Source organism: Amycolatopsis sp. lyj-90 (assembly GCF_046549035.1).
GTDB lineage: Bacteria > Actinomycetota > Actinomycetes > Mycobacteriales > Pseudonocardiaceae > Amycolatopsis.
Genome location: NZ_JAJPWP010000007.1, coordinates 314196 through 328457, shown reverse-complemented (window position 1 = coordinate 328457; position 14262 = coordinate 314196). Strand labels below are relative to the sequence as shown.

The window sequence follows — 14262 nt, the reverse complement described above, 5'->3', positions numbered from 1 at the left end:
CCCTGCTCACCGTGGATCCCGGCTGGACACGGGACGCGGTCGGGTTCTTCGGCTGACAGGGCGTGCCAGGCCGGTGCCAGCGTCGTGTGCGCGGCCTGACAGCGGTCCGCGACAGTCTCTGGAATGTCATTCCAGTCGCGAACTCGAGGAGTCATCATGCGCACACCGGTCACGATCATCGGAGCCGGACTCGGCGGCCTCACGCTGGCCCGCGTCCTGCACGTCCACGGAATCCCCGCTGAGGTCTACGAAGCGGAAGCGTCCCCCACCGCGCGCTTGCAGGGCGGGATGCTCGACATCCACGACTACAACGGGCAACTCGCCCTCGAGGCGGCGGGCCTGATGGACGAGTTCCAGGGCATCGTCCTGGAGGGCCGTCAGGCATTGCGGGTCCTCGCCATCGACGGGACCGTCCTGTTCGAGAAGGAGGACGACGGCACGGGCGGCCGTCCCGAGGCGCAGCGCGGCGATCTGCGGCGGATGCTGATCGATTCGCTCCCCGAAGGCACCGTCCGGTGGGGGTACAAGGCCGTCGGCGCCCGGACGCTCGAAGACGGGCGCCACGAGGTGACGTTCGACGACGGCCGCACCGTCGTCGCCGAGCTCCTGGTCGGCGCCGACGGCGCTTGGTCACGTATCCGGCCGCTGCTCACGGACGCCACCCCCGAGTACGCCGGCACGTCGATCGTCGAGACCTATCTGTACGACGCCGACACCCGGCACCCCGGCGTGGCGAAAACGGTCGGCGGCGGGTCGATGTTCGGGAACGGGGGAGACCAGGGGTTGAGCATCAACGCCCATCGGGAAACGGGCGACACCCTGCACGCCTACGTGGAACTCGGCAAACCGCTGGACTGGTTCGACACCGTCGACTTCGCCGACGCCGAGGCCGCCAAGGCGCGGATCGCGGCGGAGTTCGACGACTGGGCGCCGGAACTCACCACGCTGATCACCGACAGCGACATCCCGCCGATCCATCGTCCCGCCTACACCCTGCCGTTCGGGCTGCGGTGGGATCGCGTTCCGGGGGTGACCCTGCTCGGCGACGCCGCGCATCTCGCGCTGGCGAACGGCGAAGGCGCCAACCTGGCGATGCTCGACGGTGCCGAGCTCGGCAAGGCCCTCGCCGCGCGTCCCGGCGACGTCGAGGCCGCGCTCGCCGAGTACGAACAGGCCATGTTCGTCCGCGGCGAGACACCCCTCGACGAGGACTTCCTGCTCGAAAGCATCTTCGGTGACGAAGTCCCCGAGCAGTTGCTCTCCCTGTTCGAGGCCGCGCAGCGGAAGTCCTAGGCGGTCACACCGTTCCCGTCACGATGAGCACCAGGATCGCGGTGAGCAGGGCCAGCGTGGCGGACGAGAGGATTCGCACGATGGTGTCCTTTGTGGATGATCAGTCGCCCGCTCGTTCTTCCAGCCGGTCGAGGCGATCGAGGACGGGACGCAGTTCCTGGCGGACCGCGGCGGTGATCATGGCCGCCGCGTCCGCGGGTGCCTTGGCGCTCGTCTGGGCGCGGAGGTGGGTGTAGCCGGTGAGCGCGGCCACGACCGTCCGGCGCGCGGTGCGCAGGTCGACGCCCGACTCCCGCAGGGCGTGCGCGGCCGTGCCGTCGGGCTCGCTGACGAGGCCGAGCAGGAGGTGTTCGCAGCCGACGTAGTTGTGCCCCAGCGCGAGAGCCTCGGTCACGGCCAGCTCCAGCGCGTTGGCCGCGGGGCCGCTGAACCGTGTCGCCGGCGCGGCTTCGGCGGCCTCCGGCGTCGCGGAGGCGGCGGCCAGCGCCCGTGCCACGTGCGCGGGATCGATCTCCATCGCGCGCAGCACGTGGAGGGCGAGATTGGTCCCCTCGGTGAGCATTCCGTGCAGCAGGTGTTCCGTGCCGACGTCGGCCGCGCCGCTCGCCCGGGCCTGCTCGATCGCGAGTTTGAGCACGGTGCGCGTGCGTTCGGTGAACTGCGAGAGCTGCGCCGTCGGGTCTTCGGTCTCCAGGTCGCCCAGCACGGTCGCCCGGATCGCCGTCACACGCCGGACCGACTGCTCCAGCGCCCGCTGGCAGATCGCCGAGACCGGCACCCCGGCCGCCTTGACCCCTTCGGCCAGCTCGTCGGGCAGATACACGTTGATCTTCGGCATCGCGGCCGCCCCTCCCGGTTGCTTGTAACCCCATTTATAACCCTACTTGGGGTTAGGGGTCAACTACGTGAAGGCCACCTTCATTGCGTCTGGTGCCCGTGGCCGCGGCAAAGTCGGCTATCCACACGTGCCAGGTTTCGAAGGTTTTCCAGCGGGCTGGTTGTCGCATGGTGGGGTGCGACTATCCACAAGGGGCCGCAGGAAGGGTCCTGATGTCCGATTCAGGCGCTTTGCGCGATTTAGTGCGGGGGTCGTGAGTGATAAGAAGTGTTAGAACGACACTTACCACTCACGACCTCCCCGCAAACCGCCCAAATCAGGCAAAGATGCGCCGGAAGTGTCCTTCACGTACTTCTGCGGGCGATCAGGCTGCCGGGCGGCCCGCTCCGGCGTAGTCGTCGCCCTGCTTCCGGTAGGTGTGCACCTGCACCGCCTGTCCGGTCTGCGGGGCGTCGATCATCTGCTGGTTCCCGATGTAGAGCCCGACGTGGTGGATCTTCGTGTTCGGCTCGCCGTAGAAGATCAGGTCGCCGAGCTGGGGATCGTTCACCTTGCTCACGCTGTGGTACTGGGTGTGGGCGGTGCGCATGAGCTTGACGCCGGCGCTGGCGTACGCGGCCGTCGTCAGGCCGGAGCAGTCGAAGCCGGGGTCGCCGCCGCCGGTGCCGTTGCCGCCCCAGACGTAGGGCAGCCCGATCTTGTCGATGGCGAAGTTGACCGCGCTCAGCGCCGCCGTGTTCGGCGGTTGCGGGCTCTGGCCGACGGTGCCGTAGACGTTCACCGTCGCGAGCGTGCGGTGCATCAGCAGCGGCGCGGGCTGCAGCGTGCTCACCGCGTTCCACCACGTCTGGCCCTGGCCGAGGTCGCGGCCGTTCGCGCACAGAGCACGTCCGGCGGTGAGCGTGGCGTCGTCGATGTTCTGCGGATCCGGCTTGGCGCCGCTCGCCGAAGCCTGGAACTGGCCCCAGACCGACGGCGCCAGTTGCAGCGGTCCGCTCGCGTTCGGGGTGGACACGACCTTGTTGTAGAAGTCGCGGACCTCGACCGTGCCGAGCGGAACGGTCATCACCCCGGCGTCGTTGAGGCTCGACCCCTTGGCGCGGCCGTGGTCGGAGCCGATCTTCCCGAGTGCCGCGAGAGTCACCCAGGACAGGCGGCAGCCCGGCGTGTCCTTGCTCAGTGTCACGGTGGTCTTCGCGTAGCCGGTCATCGCGCGCAACGGGATGTCGAGCCAGCCGCTGGTCTTCGACACCCAGGCGTCGAACTCCTTGCCCATCTGCTGCGGGACCTTCGGCTGTTCCTTCGGCATCTCCGCGGGCGCGGACGACGACGTCGGCGGCGCGGGGACGACCGAGGACTGGACGGCGGCGGCTTCCGGCTTCGGCTCGTCCTTCGGCGCGAAGGTGATGGCGGCGACCAGGGCGGCGCCCGCGACGACGACCGCGGCGATGATCACCGGAAGTCTGCGGCGGCGGGAGGTTTCCTGTTCCATCACAGACCCCCGACGATGCGGCTGAGCACGAACTCGCGGAAGGCGTCGACGTCGGTGGTCAGCGCGACGTCGATGGTGCGGCCCGGCACGGCCTGCGGATCGGTGCTCCGCAGCCTTCGCCGGTCCACCAGTGTCGCGCCGCGCGCGGGGCCGAAGCCGCACTCGACGTCCACGGGGTACGACTCGGTGCCGAGGATGCCCGGCCGGATCGCCTCGGCCACCGCGACCGCGTCGTGCATGACCATCCCGGGGAAACCGAGGACGGGGGTGTAGTGCTCGACGTACGTGGGCGTGAGCGCTTCGAGTGCCGCGCCGAGCGGGCCGGACGCGGCGAGCTTGCCGAGCCAGGCCGTGTCGACCGAGCACTGGTGTGTGAGGTCCAGCGGGACCAGCACCGTCGGGATGTCCCCGTCGACCAGTACCCGGCGGGCGGCCTCGGGATCGCTCCAGATGTTGAATTCGGCGGCCGTGGTGGAGTTCCCCTTGGCCACTCCGCCGCCCATGATGACGATCCGGCCGATCTTCTCGCGGATCTGCGGATGGGCCGCCAGCAGCAGCGCGATGTTCGTGAGCGGGCCGATCGGGGCGATGGTCACCGGCTCGTCGGCGGCTTCCAGCAGATCCACCAGCAGGCGGACGGCACCGCGTTCGTCGAGCGCGCGCTTCGCCTCCGGCAAAGTGCCCGCGTGCCCGGAAAGACCGTCCTGGCCATGGACGAAACCGGCGGGTTTGGCGTTGTCGTACACCAGCGGCCGCTCCGCGCCGGCGGCGACGGGGACGTCCTCGCGGCCGAAAAGCTGCAACAGGTTGCGGGCGTTGGCGGTGGTGTGACTCAACGGCACGTTGCCGAACACCGTGGTCACGCCCAGCAGGTCGACGTCCTCGGCTTGCGTGGCCAAGGCCAGCGCGAAGGCGTCGTCGACCCCCGGGTCCGTGTCGATGATCAGCTTGGTGCCCATACGCGTGCTCCCCTTTGCGGTCGGCGGCCTGATCACAGGTTACGGTCACCGGTATGACGTCCATGTGGGGTGCGCCCGCGTTGTCCCGGCTCCGCGCCTGGGGCCAGGCCCGTCGTGATCCGCGTCAGGCGAAGTTCCTGACCAAGGATTCGCTGCGCTGGGTGCTGCGAAACCGCGCGTACACGCCTTGGTACCTGGTCCGGTACTGGCGGCTGATGAAGTTCCGCGTCGCGAATCCGCACATCATCCTGCGCGGCATGGTGTTCCTCGGCAAGGACGTCGAGATCCACTGCCGTCCCGGCTACGGGCGGCTGGAGATCGGCCGCTGGGTGCACATCGGCGACGGCAACGCGATCCGCTGCCACGAGGGTTCGCTGCGCATCGGCGACAAGGCGGTTTTCGGGCGCCAGAACGTCCTCAACGGCTATCTCGACATCGAACTCGGCGCGGCCACACTCGTCGCGGACTGGGTGTACATCTGCGACTTCGACCATGTCACCACCGACATCACCGTCCCGATCAAGGATCAGGGCATCGTGAAGTCGCCGGTGCGGATCGGGCCGGACACCTGGATCGGCACCAAGGTCTCCGTGCTCAAGGGCACGCGGGTCGGCCGCGGCTGCGTCCTCGGCGCGCACGCGGTGGTGCGGGGCGACATCCCGGACTACTCGATCGCCGTCGGCTCGCCCGCCCGCGTGGTGCGGAACCGGCAGGACGACTACGCCGCCGACGCCGCGCGTCGCGAGGCTGTCGCGGACATGGCACGCAAGGCGAACAAGGCGCTCCAGAAGACCCTGGGCGTCGACAACTAGCCGCGCAGCTGCTCGCGGACCTCCATCAGCGCGAAGCCCAGGAGGTTCTGCCCGCGCCAGTAGTCGGGGCGCGTGGCGTTCTTGTCGTCACGGGCGACGCCGCTGCCCCAGACGAGGTCCATCTTCGACGCCTCGACGATCACCTTGTCGCCCGTGCTCAGCAGGAACTCGCTCAGTTCGGCGTGCTGGCGGAACTTCTCCAGGTTCCCGTCGACGACGATGTCGAAGCGGTGCCGCTCCCACTTGTCCCCGTCGAAGCCGGAGACTTCGCGGCCGAGGATCTTGGCGGTTTTGGGGTCCGGCGCCTGACGGATGTTCTCCGCGGCCTCGTAATCGCCGAACAGTTCGGCCTTGCTCGCCATCATGTAGTGCTCGGCCGTCGGGTACCGCTCGCCGCCCGCGACGAACGGCGCCAGCCACCACTGGCTCAGGCAGGCCGCGTTGATCCGGCCGCTCTTGAGCGGGGTGTGGCCGTAGAAGAGCTGGTACTCGGGCTCCGCGCCACTGTGGACCAGCTCGCGCAACGCATCGAGACTCCGGACTCCGTCGACCTTGCTCACCATGGCGACCAGTGGACCACAGGCCACCGACATCCCGCGCACCCACTGGACCACTCTCCGACGTGGCCCGAGGTGGTAGGTACATTCAGCATTCGTGCAAGGGATCGAAACGGTGAGCGCCCGAACGGTCGAAGAGGCCGCGAAACGACTGGCCGGGGTGGTGACCCGCACGCCGCTGGAACCGAACGAGCGGCTCTCGGCACGGGTCGACGCCCGGGTCTGGCTCAAACGCGAAGACCTCCAGACCGTGCGCTCGTACAAGATCCGCGGTGCCTACAACTTCATCGTCCAGCTCGACGCGGCGCACCGGGAACGCGGCGTCGTCTGCGCGAGCGCGGGCAACCACGCGCAGGGTGTCGCGTACGCGTGCCGCCGTCTCGGCGCGACAGGCCGTGTCTACGTGCCCGGCACGACTCCCCGGCAGAAGCGCGAGCGGATCGCGACGCTGGGCGGTTCGCACATCGAGGTCATCGTCGTCGGCGAGACCTACGAAGACGCCTTCACCGCCGCGAAGCAGGACGCGGAGAGCACCGGCGCGACACTGGTCCCCGCTTTCGACGCGCCGGAGACGGTCGCCGGTCAGGGCACGGTCGCGATGGAGGTCGTCGCGCAGCTCGGGTTCATCCCGGACGTCATGGTGGTGCCGGTCGGCGGTGGCGGCCTGCTCGCGGGGATCGCCGCGTGGGCCGCGGAGCGGGCGCCGGAGATGCGGATCGTCGGGGTCGAACCGGCGGGCGCGACCTGTATGGCCGCCGCGCTCGCGGCGGGCGAGCCGGTGCGGCTCGAAGGCGTCGACACGTTCGTCGACGGTGCGGCGGTCGCGCTGGCCGGATCGGTGACGTATCCGCTGGTCCGCGACGGCGGCGTCGAACTCACGGACGTCGCCGAGGGCGCGGTGTGCACGGAAATGCTCGCGATGTACCAGTCCGACGGCGTGATCGCCGAACCCGCGGGCGCGCTCGCGGCCGCATCGCTGGGCTCGACGGTGAAGATCGATCCCGGCCAGATCGTGGTGTGCGTCGTGTCCGGCGGCAACAACGACGTCAGCCGCTACGGCGAAGTGCTCGAACGGTCGCTGATCCACGAAGGACTGAAGCACTACTTCCTGGTGGGATTCCCGCAGGAGCCCGGTGCGCTGAGGCGGTTCCTCGACGAGGTCCTCGGGCCGGACGACGACATCACGCGGTTCGAGTACGTGAAGCGCAACAGCCGCGAGACCGGGCCGGCGCTGATCGGCATCGAACTCGCGCGGGCCGGTGACCTGGAGGGCCTGCTGCACCGGCTGGACGTGAGCCCGCTACAGGTGGAGCGCGTCGAACCCGGCAGCCCGCTCTTCCACTTCTTGGTCTGACGCCCGCGTTTCGTCCTCTAGTTGCGGTCCATGCGCGTGCAACTGCCGCAACTAGAGGACGAATCGCGGCTAGCGGAAGGCGGCGAGGTGGGTTCGGGCCCAGGCGGCGAACGGCCGCGGCTCCCGTCCGGTGAGGTCCTGGACGGCACCCGTGACCTCGGAGTCGTCGAACTCGCCCTCGGCGAAGAAGCGGAAGAAGGCGTCGACGTACTTTTCCGGCATCTCCGCGCTCATCGTCACGCGGGCTTCGGCGTTCGACAGCGGCTCCAGCCGCAGGTCGCGGCCCAGCAGCTCGCCCAGCACCCGCAGCCTGTCGGCGGGCAGGAGCGAGCCGGGACCGGTGATGGCGTACGCCCGCCCCTCGTGCCCCGGCGTGGTCAGGGACTCCGCGGCTACGGCGGCGATGTCGTGCGGATCGATCGTCGCCACCGGCACGTTCGCGAACGGCTCGCGGACGACGTCACCCGCCCGGAGCTGCGCGGCCCACTGCAGTGTGTTCGACATGAACCCGCTCGGCCGCAGGAAGGTCCACGCCAGCTCCGACGCGCGCACCGCCGCCTCGGCCGCCATGTGCGTCCCGGCCACGGCGTTGTCCGCGTGCCCGCCGGCGACCGAACGCGACGACAGCAGGGTGACCTGCTCGACGCCCGCGTCCCGCATCACCTCGAGCGCGCCCGCCATGTCGTCGTAGCCGCCGAGCAGGAACACCGCCCGGACACCGTCCAGCGCGGGCTTCAGGCTCGCCGGTTCGTTGAGATCGCCCGGCACGCCTTCGGCCCCGTCCGGCAGCGGGCGCGGCGTGCGGACCAGCGCCCGGACGGGATGCCCGCCGCGCGCCAGGATTGTGGTCAGTTCCGTGCCGACGTTCCCGCCTGCTCCGGTCACCAAGATCATGAAGTTCTCCCCAGTGCGGTGGCCGCCGTCACAGGCGACGGCCGTCGTCGGCAACCCTGCCAGGGAGATCAAGACGGCTCAAGGCGCCTTGGGTACCGCCGGGTACGGGACGAAGGTGCTGGTGTTCTCGTCGACGGTCAGCTGCTTGCCGATCGTCGGGAACGCGCGCTGCGAGCAGGCCGGGCGTTCGCAGACTTTGCAACCCATGCCGATCGGGGTGGCCGCGTCACGGTCGTCGAGATCGAGCCCGGTCGAATAGATCAGCCGTTTCGCGTGCCGTAGTTCGCAGCCGAGCCCGACGGTGAACGTCTTGCCGGGGCTGCCGTAGCCGCCGATGTTGCGGGACACCGTCCGCGCGATCCAGAAGTAGCTCTTGCCGTCGGGAAGGGTCGCGATCTGGGTGAGGATCTTGCCCGGCTGGGTGAACGCCTCGTAGATGTTCCACAGTGGACAGGCACCGCCGACCCGGGAGAAGTGGAAACCGGCCGCGGACTGGCGTTTCGACATGTTCCCCGCCCGGTCGACGCGCACGAACGAGAACGGCACGCCGCGGTTCTTCGGCCGCTGCAACGTCGAGAGCCGGTGGCAGACCGTCTCGAAGCCGACGCCGAAGTGGTCGCACAGCCGCTCGATGTCGTAACGGAAGCGTTCCGCGGTGGAGAGGAACGGTCCATAGGGGAGGATCAGGGCGCCCGCGAAGTAGTTCGCCAGCCCGACCCTCGCCAGCGAACGCGCGGCGGGACCGGAGAAGGCCCACGAGTCGGCGAGCTCGGTGATCAGGTCGTCGTAGTCGAGCAGGGCGATCTGCGAAGCCATCCGGAACGCCTGCTGCCCGACGCGCAGGCTAGGCGCCAGCCGCAGCACTCGCGGCCCCGGTTCGTACCGGTGCTGCTCACCGTTGGCCTCGTCGATGCCCTCGTTCGTGACATCGACGCCGTAGCGCTGGATCAGCGTCTCCTTCAGCGCCGCGAGCACCCGGCCGCGCTGCAGCGGGATGTCGTGCGCCATCCGTTCGGCGCGTTCGTCCAGCTCGGCGACGTAGTTTTCCCGCTCGTAGAAGAAGTCCCGGACCTCTTCGTGCGGCAGCGACCCGGCCGCGCTGCCGTGCATGCCCAGCCCGTTCTCCGTGGTCAGCGCGGCGGTGTTCTCGACCGAGTTGCGGTAGCTGCGATGCAGTTTGACCAGTGCTTGCGCGATCGTCGGCAGGTTCGTGGCGAGGTCGTTCAGCTCGCTGTTCGTGACGTCGATGCCGAGCACCTCGTCGAGCAGCGCCTCCTTCACGTCCGCCACCAGCCGTGCGGTGTCGTTGTTCGCGAAGAACTCGGTGTCCACTCCGAACGCTTGAGTGATGCGAAGGAGTACCGGGACGGTCAACGGACGCGAGTTGTGCTCGATCTGGTTGAGGTAACTGGGTGAGATCTCCAGCACACGAGCGAGATCCGCCTGGCTCATCGACCGGCTTTCGCGCAGATGCCGAAGCTTCGCTCCGGCGAAGGTTTTGTCCACGCTGGCCTCTCTGTCCGCAAGGTTTCCGGGCCTGAACGATTCAGTTAACGGTCAAGCCCGTGGATTTTCGCTCAGCTTGCGAACCTGCGATTCGCAACCTTTGCAAGATGCTACGGAAGCTTCGCAGAAATTGGCAAATTGGAGGCCTGGATCGGATTTCCCCTGTCATGTCAGGGTCGGATCAGGAAAGGCGATCACTCGCAAACTTCGCAACACCGGGAGAATCCGATGACTGAGCACGCGCAGCAGCTCGAGAAGGCGGCGGCCGAACTGACCAAGCAGTGGGAGACCGACCCCCGCTGGGCGGGAGTGAAGCGGTCGTACTCTGCCGCTGACGTGGTCAAGCTGCGCGGCAGCGTGGTCGAGGAGCACACGCTCGCCCGCCGCGGTGCCGAGAAGCTTTGGGACCTCCTGCACACCGAGGACTACGTCCACTCGCTGGGCGCGCTGACCGGCAACCAGGCGGTGCAGCAGGTCCGCGCCGGCCTCAAGGCCATCTACCTGTCCGGCTGGCAGGTCGCCGCCGACGCCAACCTCTCCGGCCAGACCTACCCGGACCAGAGCCTCTACCCGGCCAACTCGGTGCCCGCCGTCGTCCGCCGCATCAACAACGCGCTGGGCCGCGCCGACCAGATCAACTGGGCCGAGGGCAACACCGACACCGACTGGTTCGCCCCGATCGTCGCCGACGCCGAGGCCGGTTTCGGTGGCCCGCTCAACGCCTTCGAGCTGATGAAGGGCATGATCGCCGCCGGTGCCGCGGGTGTGCACTGGGAGGACCAGCTCGCGTCCGAGAAGAAGTGCGGCCACCTCGGCGGCAAGGTGCTGATCCCGACCAAGCAGCACGAGCGCACGCTGAACGCCGCCCGTCTCGCCGCGGACGTGCTGAACGTGCCGTCGCTGATCGTCGCCCGCACCGACGCCCAGGCCGCGACGCTGATCACCAGCGACGTCGACGAGCGTGACCGCAAGTACGTCACCGGCGAGCGCACCGCCGAGGGCTTCTACAACGTCACCAACGGCATCGACCCCTGTATCGACCGCGGTCTGGCCTACGCCGAGTACGCCGACCTGCTGTGGATGGAGACCTCCAAGCCGGACCTCGAGGTCGCCCGCCAGTTCGCCGAGGCGATCAAGGCGAAGTACCCGGACCAGATGCTGGCCTACAACTGCTCGCCGTCGTTCAACTGGAAGAAGCACCTGGACGACGCGACGATCGCGAAGTTCCAGCGCGAGCTCGGCCACATGGGCTACAAGTTCCAGTTCATCACCCTGGCCGGCTTCCACGCCCTGAACTACTCGATGTTCGACCTGGCGCACGGTTACGCCCGCGAGGGCATGACCGCCTACGTCGACCTGCAGGAGCGCGAGTTCGCTTCGGAGGACCGCGGTTACACCGCCACGAAGCACCAGCGCGAGGTCGGCACCGGCTGGTTCGACAACGTCGCGACAGCGCTTAACCCGACCAGCTCCACGACCGCGCTCGCCGGCTCCACCGAGGCCGAGCAGTTCTGATCCCTCGCAAGTAGGTGCCAGGTGGCGGTCTTTCGACCCCGGGAGACCGCCACCCGGCCCCTTCCTTCCCCCTTCTATCTCTCTTTCGCGAAGCCAGCGGAGGCACACCATGGTTGAGAAGCTGAACTACCGGATCGACGTCTGCGGACCCGCCGGAGCCCGGTTCGACGAGATCCTCACCCCGGCCGCGCTGGACTTCGTGGCCAAGCTCGACAACGCGTTCGCCGGTCGTCGCCGCGAGCTGCTCGACGCGCGCCGCTTGCGCCGCGAAGAGCTGCAGTCCGGCGAGAAGCCGCTGGGCTTCCTGCCCGAGACGCGTTCGATCCGCGAAGACAGCAGCTGGTCGGTCGCCCCGGCCGCGCCCGGTCTCGAAGACCGCCGCGTCGAGATCACCGGACCGACCGACCGCAAGATGACGGTCAACGCGCTCAACTCCGGCGCCAAGGTCTGGCTCGCCGACTTCGAGGACGCGACCTCGCCGACCTGGCACAACGTCATCGACGGCCAGCTCAACCTGTTCGACGCGATCCGCCGCAACATCGACTTCACCACCGAGGCGGGCAAGCGCTACACGATCGGCGACGAGCCCGCGACGATCGTCGCCCGCCCGCGCGGCTGGCACCTGGTGGAGAAGCACATCCGCATCGACGGCCGCCCGGTTTCGGCGAGCCTGGTCGACTTCGGTCTCTACTTCTTCCACAACGCGCGCCAGCTGCTGGCCCGCGGCAGCGGCCCGTACTTCTACCTGCCGAAGCTCGAAAACCACCTCGAAGCGCGGCTGTGGAACGACGTCTTCCTGCTGGCGCAACGGGAACTCGGCATCCCGCGCGGCACCATCCGGGCGACCGTGCTGATCGAGACGATCACCGCCGCGTTCGAGATGGAGGAGATCCTCTACGAACTGCGCGAGCACGTCGCCGGGCTCAACGCCGGCCGCTGGGACTACATCTTCAGCGTCATCAAGAACTTCTCCTCGCACGGCGCGGACTTCGTGCTCCCGGACCGCGCGCAGGTCACGATGACCGTCCCGTTCATGCGGGCCTACACCGAACTGCTGGTGAGCACCTGCCACCAGCGCGGGGCGCACGCCATCGGCGGGATGGCCGCGTTCATCCCGAGCAAGGACCCGGAGATCAACGCGACCGCGCTGGACAAGGTCCGCCAGGACAAGGAACGCGAGGCGAACGACGGCTTCGACGGCTCGTGGGTCGCGCACCCCGGCCTCGTCCCGGTCTGCCGCGAGGTGTTCGACGGCGTCCTCGGCGGCTGGCCCAACCAGCTCGGCAAGCTCCGTGAGGACGTCGTCGTCACCGCCGAGGACCTGCTCGACGTCGCCAGCGCCGGTGGCGAGGTCACCGAAGCCGGTGTCCGCGCCAACATCAACGTCGCGCTGCGCTACATCGACGCCTGGCTGCGCGGGACCGGCGCGGCGGCGATCCACAACCTGATGGAGGACGCCGCCACCGCCGAGATCGCCCGTTGCCAGATCTGGCAGTGGATCCGCAACGGCACCAAGCTCGAAGACGGCACCGCGCTCACCCACGAGCTCACCGTGTCCTATTTGGACGAAGAGCTGGCGTCGGTGCGATCCGAACTGGGCGAGGGCAACCGTCTCGGCGACGCCTACGAGATCTTCACCGAGACCGCACTGGGCGAGAAGCTGCCGAGCTTCCTGACGACCGGTGCGTACGCGCGGTACCTGACCACGCACTGACACGAGGCTCCGGCCGCCCCTACCTGACGCGGGGCGGCCGGGTTCCACACCGGTTTGGGACGGTGTGGCCCAACGGGTCCGGTGGCGGAGGCTCCCCGCCGCCGGACCCGATTCACGCGCGCGCTCCTTCCGGTAGCGCTGTCGGGCGCGCGTTGTCGCGGAGGCCCCGCTCACCACCACACCCCGGTGGGCGGGGCCTTCGCGTTCCGCCGACGGCGAAAGTGGCGGCGGGAAGGGCGCGGGCCCGGTCATCATCACGGGTATGACGATCCTCAAGTTCAGCGGCGAGGTCGCCGAGTTCTATCAGCGCTACCGCCGTGGCTATCCGGCCGGAGTCCTGGACGCGCTGGTGGCGGAATTCGGGCTCGCCGCCGATGACGCGGCACTGGATCTCGGCTGCGGCACGGGTCAGCTGACCTTGCCGCTCGCCGGCCGGACGCGCGTGGCCGTCGGCATGGATCCCGAGCCGGACATGCTCGCCCAGGCCAGGAAAGCGGCCGCGGGGATCGCCAACGTGACTTGGCTCGTCGGCGCCGACAGTGACGTTCCGGCCGTGGAAGCCTTGCTGGGCAAGGAGAAACTCGGCGTGGTCACCATCGGGCAGGCGCTGCACTGGATGGACCGCGAAACGCTGTTCCCCGCCCTCCATTCCCTGGTCCGGCCCGGCGGCGGGATCGCCGTGATCACGAACGGCGCGCCGATGTGGCTGCACGACAGCCCGTGGTCGAGGGCGTTGCGCGAGTATCTGTCCGGTTGGCTGGGACAGCCGCTCGTGCGCACCTGCGGGGCCGATCAGGAGGAACAGGACCGCTATCGGGCGAGCCTGGAAGCGGCCGGGTTCACCGCGGGAGAGACGGTCGTCGAGTACGAGGACGAGATCGACCTGGAATTCGTCATCGGCGCGGTCTACTCCGCGACCCCGGAGGACAGGCTGCCGAAGCCGGACGAACGAGCCGGGTTCGAGGAGCGGCTCAGCGCGGCGATCTCCCCGCACGCGCCGTTCGTGGAGCCGGTCCAGGTGAGGATCTTGACCGGCAGAAAGGGATGAACCGGTCACGGAACGCGATTAGGTAGCGGTACCTAGTGATACCCCCGTTGTTTCCGCGGCGGGTCGCGCGGATGCTCGGCGCCGGGTGGGAAATCCGCCCGGATCTCCGAGGAGTCACCATGAAGAAGCAGTTGAGAAGGGTCTTGGCGACAGCTTTCGCCGTCCTCGCGGTCGCCCTCGCCGTACCGGCCGTGTCGGCTTCGGTGACGGTCTCGGCGCAGCCGGACTGTGTCCGCCCCTGTCACTTCTGATCTTCGTCACCTAGAGCAGTCCCGGGGGT

The 14262-nt window shown here is 68.8% G+C and carries 13 protein-coding genes; 7 read left to right on the top strand and 6 right to left on the bottom strand.

Translation table 11 applies throughout. The features are described 5' to 3' along the window. Window positions 1-156: 156 nt before the first annotated feature. Window positions 157-1293 carry an FAD-dependent oxidoreductase gene (locus tag ACLJPX_RS27835; protein ID WP_410603089.1) on the top strand — a complete coding sequence of 379 codons (1137 nt, stop codon included), beginning with the start codon at window positions 157-159 and terminating at the stop codon, window positions 1291-1293. Window positions 1294-1393: 100 nt separating this feature from the next. On the opposite strand, the gene ACLJPX_RS27830 is transcribed toward ACLJPX_RS27835, so the two are convergent. The 3 genes from ACLJPX_RS27830 to ACLJPX_RS27820 all read right to left on the bottom strand — a co-directional run bounded on the left by ACLJPX_RS27830 (window position 1394) and on the right by ACLJPX_RS27820 (window position 4582). Continuing rightward, entirely contained in the window at window positions 1394-2131 is a 738-nt protein-coding gene (locus ACLJPX_RS27830) for a Clp protease N-terminal domain-containing protein (RefSeq protein WP_410603087.1), read from the bottom strand. 364 nt (window positions 2132-2495) lie between these two features. Then, window positions 2496-3623, bottom strand: coding sequence for an NlpC/P60 family protein (locus tag ACLJPX_RS27825; RefSeq protein ID WP_410603085.1), 1128 nt, complete (start codon window positions 3621-3623; stop codon window positions 2496-2498). Beyond that, a complete protein-coding gene (locus ACLJPX_RS27820) occupies window positions 3623-4582 on the bottom strand; it encodes a nucleoside hydrolase (RefSeq protein ID WP_101610015.1) in 960 nt (319 codons plus the stop codon). The genes ACLJPX_RS27825 and ACLJPX_RS27820 overlap by 1 nt, the downstream gene beginning before the upstream one ends. Window positions 4583-4635: 53 nt before the next feature. Here ACLJPX_RS27820 and ACLJPX_RS27815 point away from each other — a divergent pair, with 53 nt between their 5' ends. Next, window positions 4636-5394, top strand: coding sequence for an acyltransferase (locus ACLJPX_RS27815; RefSeq protein WP_101610013.1), 759 nt, complete (start codon window positions 4636-4638; stop codon window positions 5392-5394). On the opposite strand, the gene ACLJPX_RS27810 is transcribed toward ACLJPX_RS27815, so the two are convergent. Continuing rightward, window positions 5391-5957, bottom strand: a complete 567-nt coding sequence (locus ACLJPX_RS27810; protein ID WP_410603494.1) for an NADAR family protein — start codon at window positions 5955-5957, stop codon at window positions 5391-5393. The genes ACLJPX_RS27815 and ACLJPX_RS27810 overlap by 4 nt on opposite strands. 91 nt (window positions 5958-6048) lie before the next feature. On the opposite strand from ACLJPX_RS27810, the gene ilvA reads away from it, so the two are divergent. Continuing rightward, a complete protein-coding gene (gene ilvA / locus ACLJPX_RS27805; RefSeq protein ID WP_410603082.1) occupies window positions 6049-7305 on the top strand; it encodes a threonine ammonia-lyase IlvA in 1257 nt (418 codons plus the stop codon). A 69-nt stretch (window positions 7306-7374) separates the two neighbouring features. Here the strand turns inward: ilvA and ACLJPX_RS27800 are convergent, their stop codons facing one another. Together ACLJPX_RS27800 and ACLJPX_RS27795 are read right to left on the bottom strand one after the other, a co-directional pair. Further along, a complete protein-coding gene (locus ACLJPX_RS27800; protein ID WP_410603080.1) occupies window positions 7375-8199 on the bottom strand; it encodes an NAD(P)H-binding protein in 825 nt (274 codons plus the stop codon). Window positions 8200-8277: 78 nt separating this feature from the next. Then, entirely contained in the window at window positions 8278-9705 is a 1428-nt protein-coding gene (locus ACLJPX_RS27795) for a short-chain fatty acyl-CoA regulator family protein (RefSeq protein ID WP_410603078.1), read from the bottom strand. 228 nt (window positions 9706-9933) lie between these two features. Here ACLJPX_RS27795 and aceA point away from each other — a divergent pair, with 228 nt between their 5' ends. The 4 genes from aceA to ACLJPX_RS27775 all read left to right on the top strand — a co-directional run bounded on the left by aceA (window position 9934) and on the right by ACLJPX_RS27775 (window position 14233). Next, window positions 9934-11220, top strand: coding sequence for an isocitrate lyase (gene aceA / locus ACLJPX_RS27790; protein WP_101610007.1), 1287 nt, complete (start codon window positions 9934-9936; stop codon window positions 11218-11220). A gap of 109 nt (window positions 11221-11329) precedes the next feature. Continuing rightward, a complete protein-coding gene (aceB, locus tag ACLJPX_RS27785) occupies window positions 11330-12934 on the top strand; it encodes a malate synthase A (RefSeq protein WP_410603076.1) in 1605 nt (534 codons plus the stop codon). A 262-nt stretch (window positions 12935-13196) separates the two neighbouring features. Beyond that, on the top strand, window positions 13197-13982 hold the full coding sequence (locus ACLJPX_RS27780) for a class I SAM-dependent methyltransferase (protein ID WP_410603074.1): 786 nt from the start codon (window positions 13197-13199) through the stop codon (window positions 13980-13982). Window positions 13983-14101: 119 nt separating this feature from the next. After that, the gene (locus tag ACLJPX_RS27775) at window positions 14102-14233 is read left to right on the top strand and encodes a hypothetical protein (RefSeq protein ID WP_255414845.1); all 132 of its coding nucleotides are present in this window, start codon (window positions 14102-14104) and stop codon (window positions 14231-14233) included. Window positions 14234-14262: the final 29 nt, after the last annotated feature.

What these genes read in the sequence shown, in the direction of transcription:
- ACLJPX_RS27835 (WP_410603089.1), top strand. Translation starts at nt 157, where the DNA reads ATGCGCACACCGGTCACGATCATCGGAGCCGGACTCGGCGGCCTCACG.
- ACLJPX_RS27830 (WP_410603087.1), bottom strand. Translation starts at nt 2,131, where the DNA reads ATGCCGAAGATCAACGTGTATCTGCCCGACGAGCTGGCCGAAGGGGTC.
- ACLJPX_RS27825 (WP_410603085.1), bottom strand. Translation starts at nt 3,623, where the DNA reads ATGGAACAGGAAACCTCCCGCCGCCGCAGACTTCCGGTGATCATCGCC.
- ACLJPX_RS27820 (WP_101610015.1), bottom strand. Translation starts at nt 4,582, where the DNA reads ATGGGCACCAAGCTGATCATCGACACGGACCCGGGGGTCGACGACGCC.
- ACLJPX_RS27815 (WP_101610013.1), top strand. Translation starts at nt 4,636, where the DNA reads ATGACGTCCATGTGGGGTGCGCCCGCGTTGTCCCGGCTCCGCGCCTGG.
- ACLJPX_RS27810 (WP_410603494.1), bottom strand. Translation starts at nt 5,957, where the DNA reads ATGGTGAGCAAGGTCGACGGAGTCCGGAGTCTCGATGCGTTGCGCGAG.
- ACLJPX_RS27800 (WP_410603080.1), bottom strand. Translation starts at nt 8,199, where the DNA reads ATGATCTTGGTGACCGGAGCAGGCGGGAACGTCGGCACGGAACTGACC.
- aceA (WP_101610007.1), top strand. Translation starts at nt 9,934, where the DNA reads ATGACTGAGCACGCGCAGCAGCTCGAGAAGGCGGCGGCCGAACTGACC.
- aceB (WP_410603076.1), top strand. Translation starts at nt 11,330, where the DNA reads ATGGTTGAGAAGCTGAACTACCGGATCGACGTCTGCGGACCCGCCGGA.
- ACLJPX_RS27780 (WP_410603074.1), top strand. Translation starts at nt 13,197, where the DNA reads ATGACGATCCTCAAGTTCAGCGGCGAGGTCGCCGAGTTCTATCAGCGC.
- ACLJPX_RS27775 (WP_255414845.1), top strand. Translation starts at nt 14,102, where the DNA reads ATGAAGAAGCAGTTGAGAAGGGTCTTGGCGACAGCTTTCGCCGTCCTC.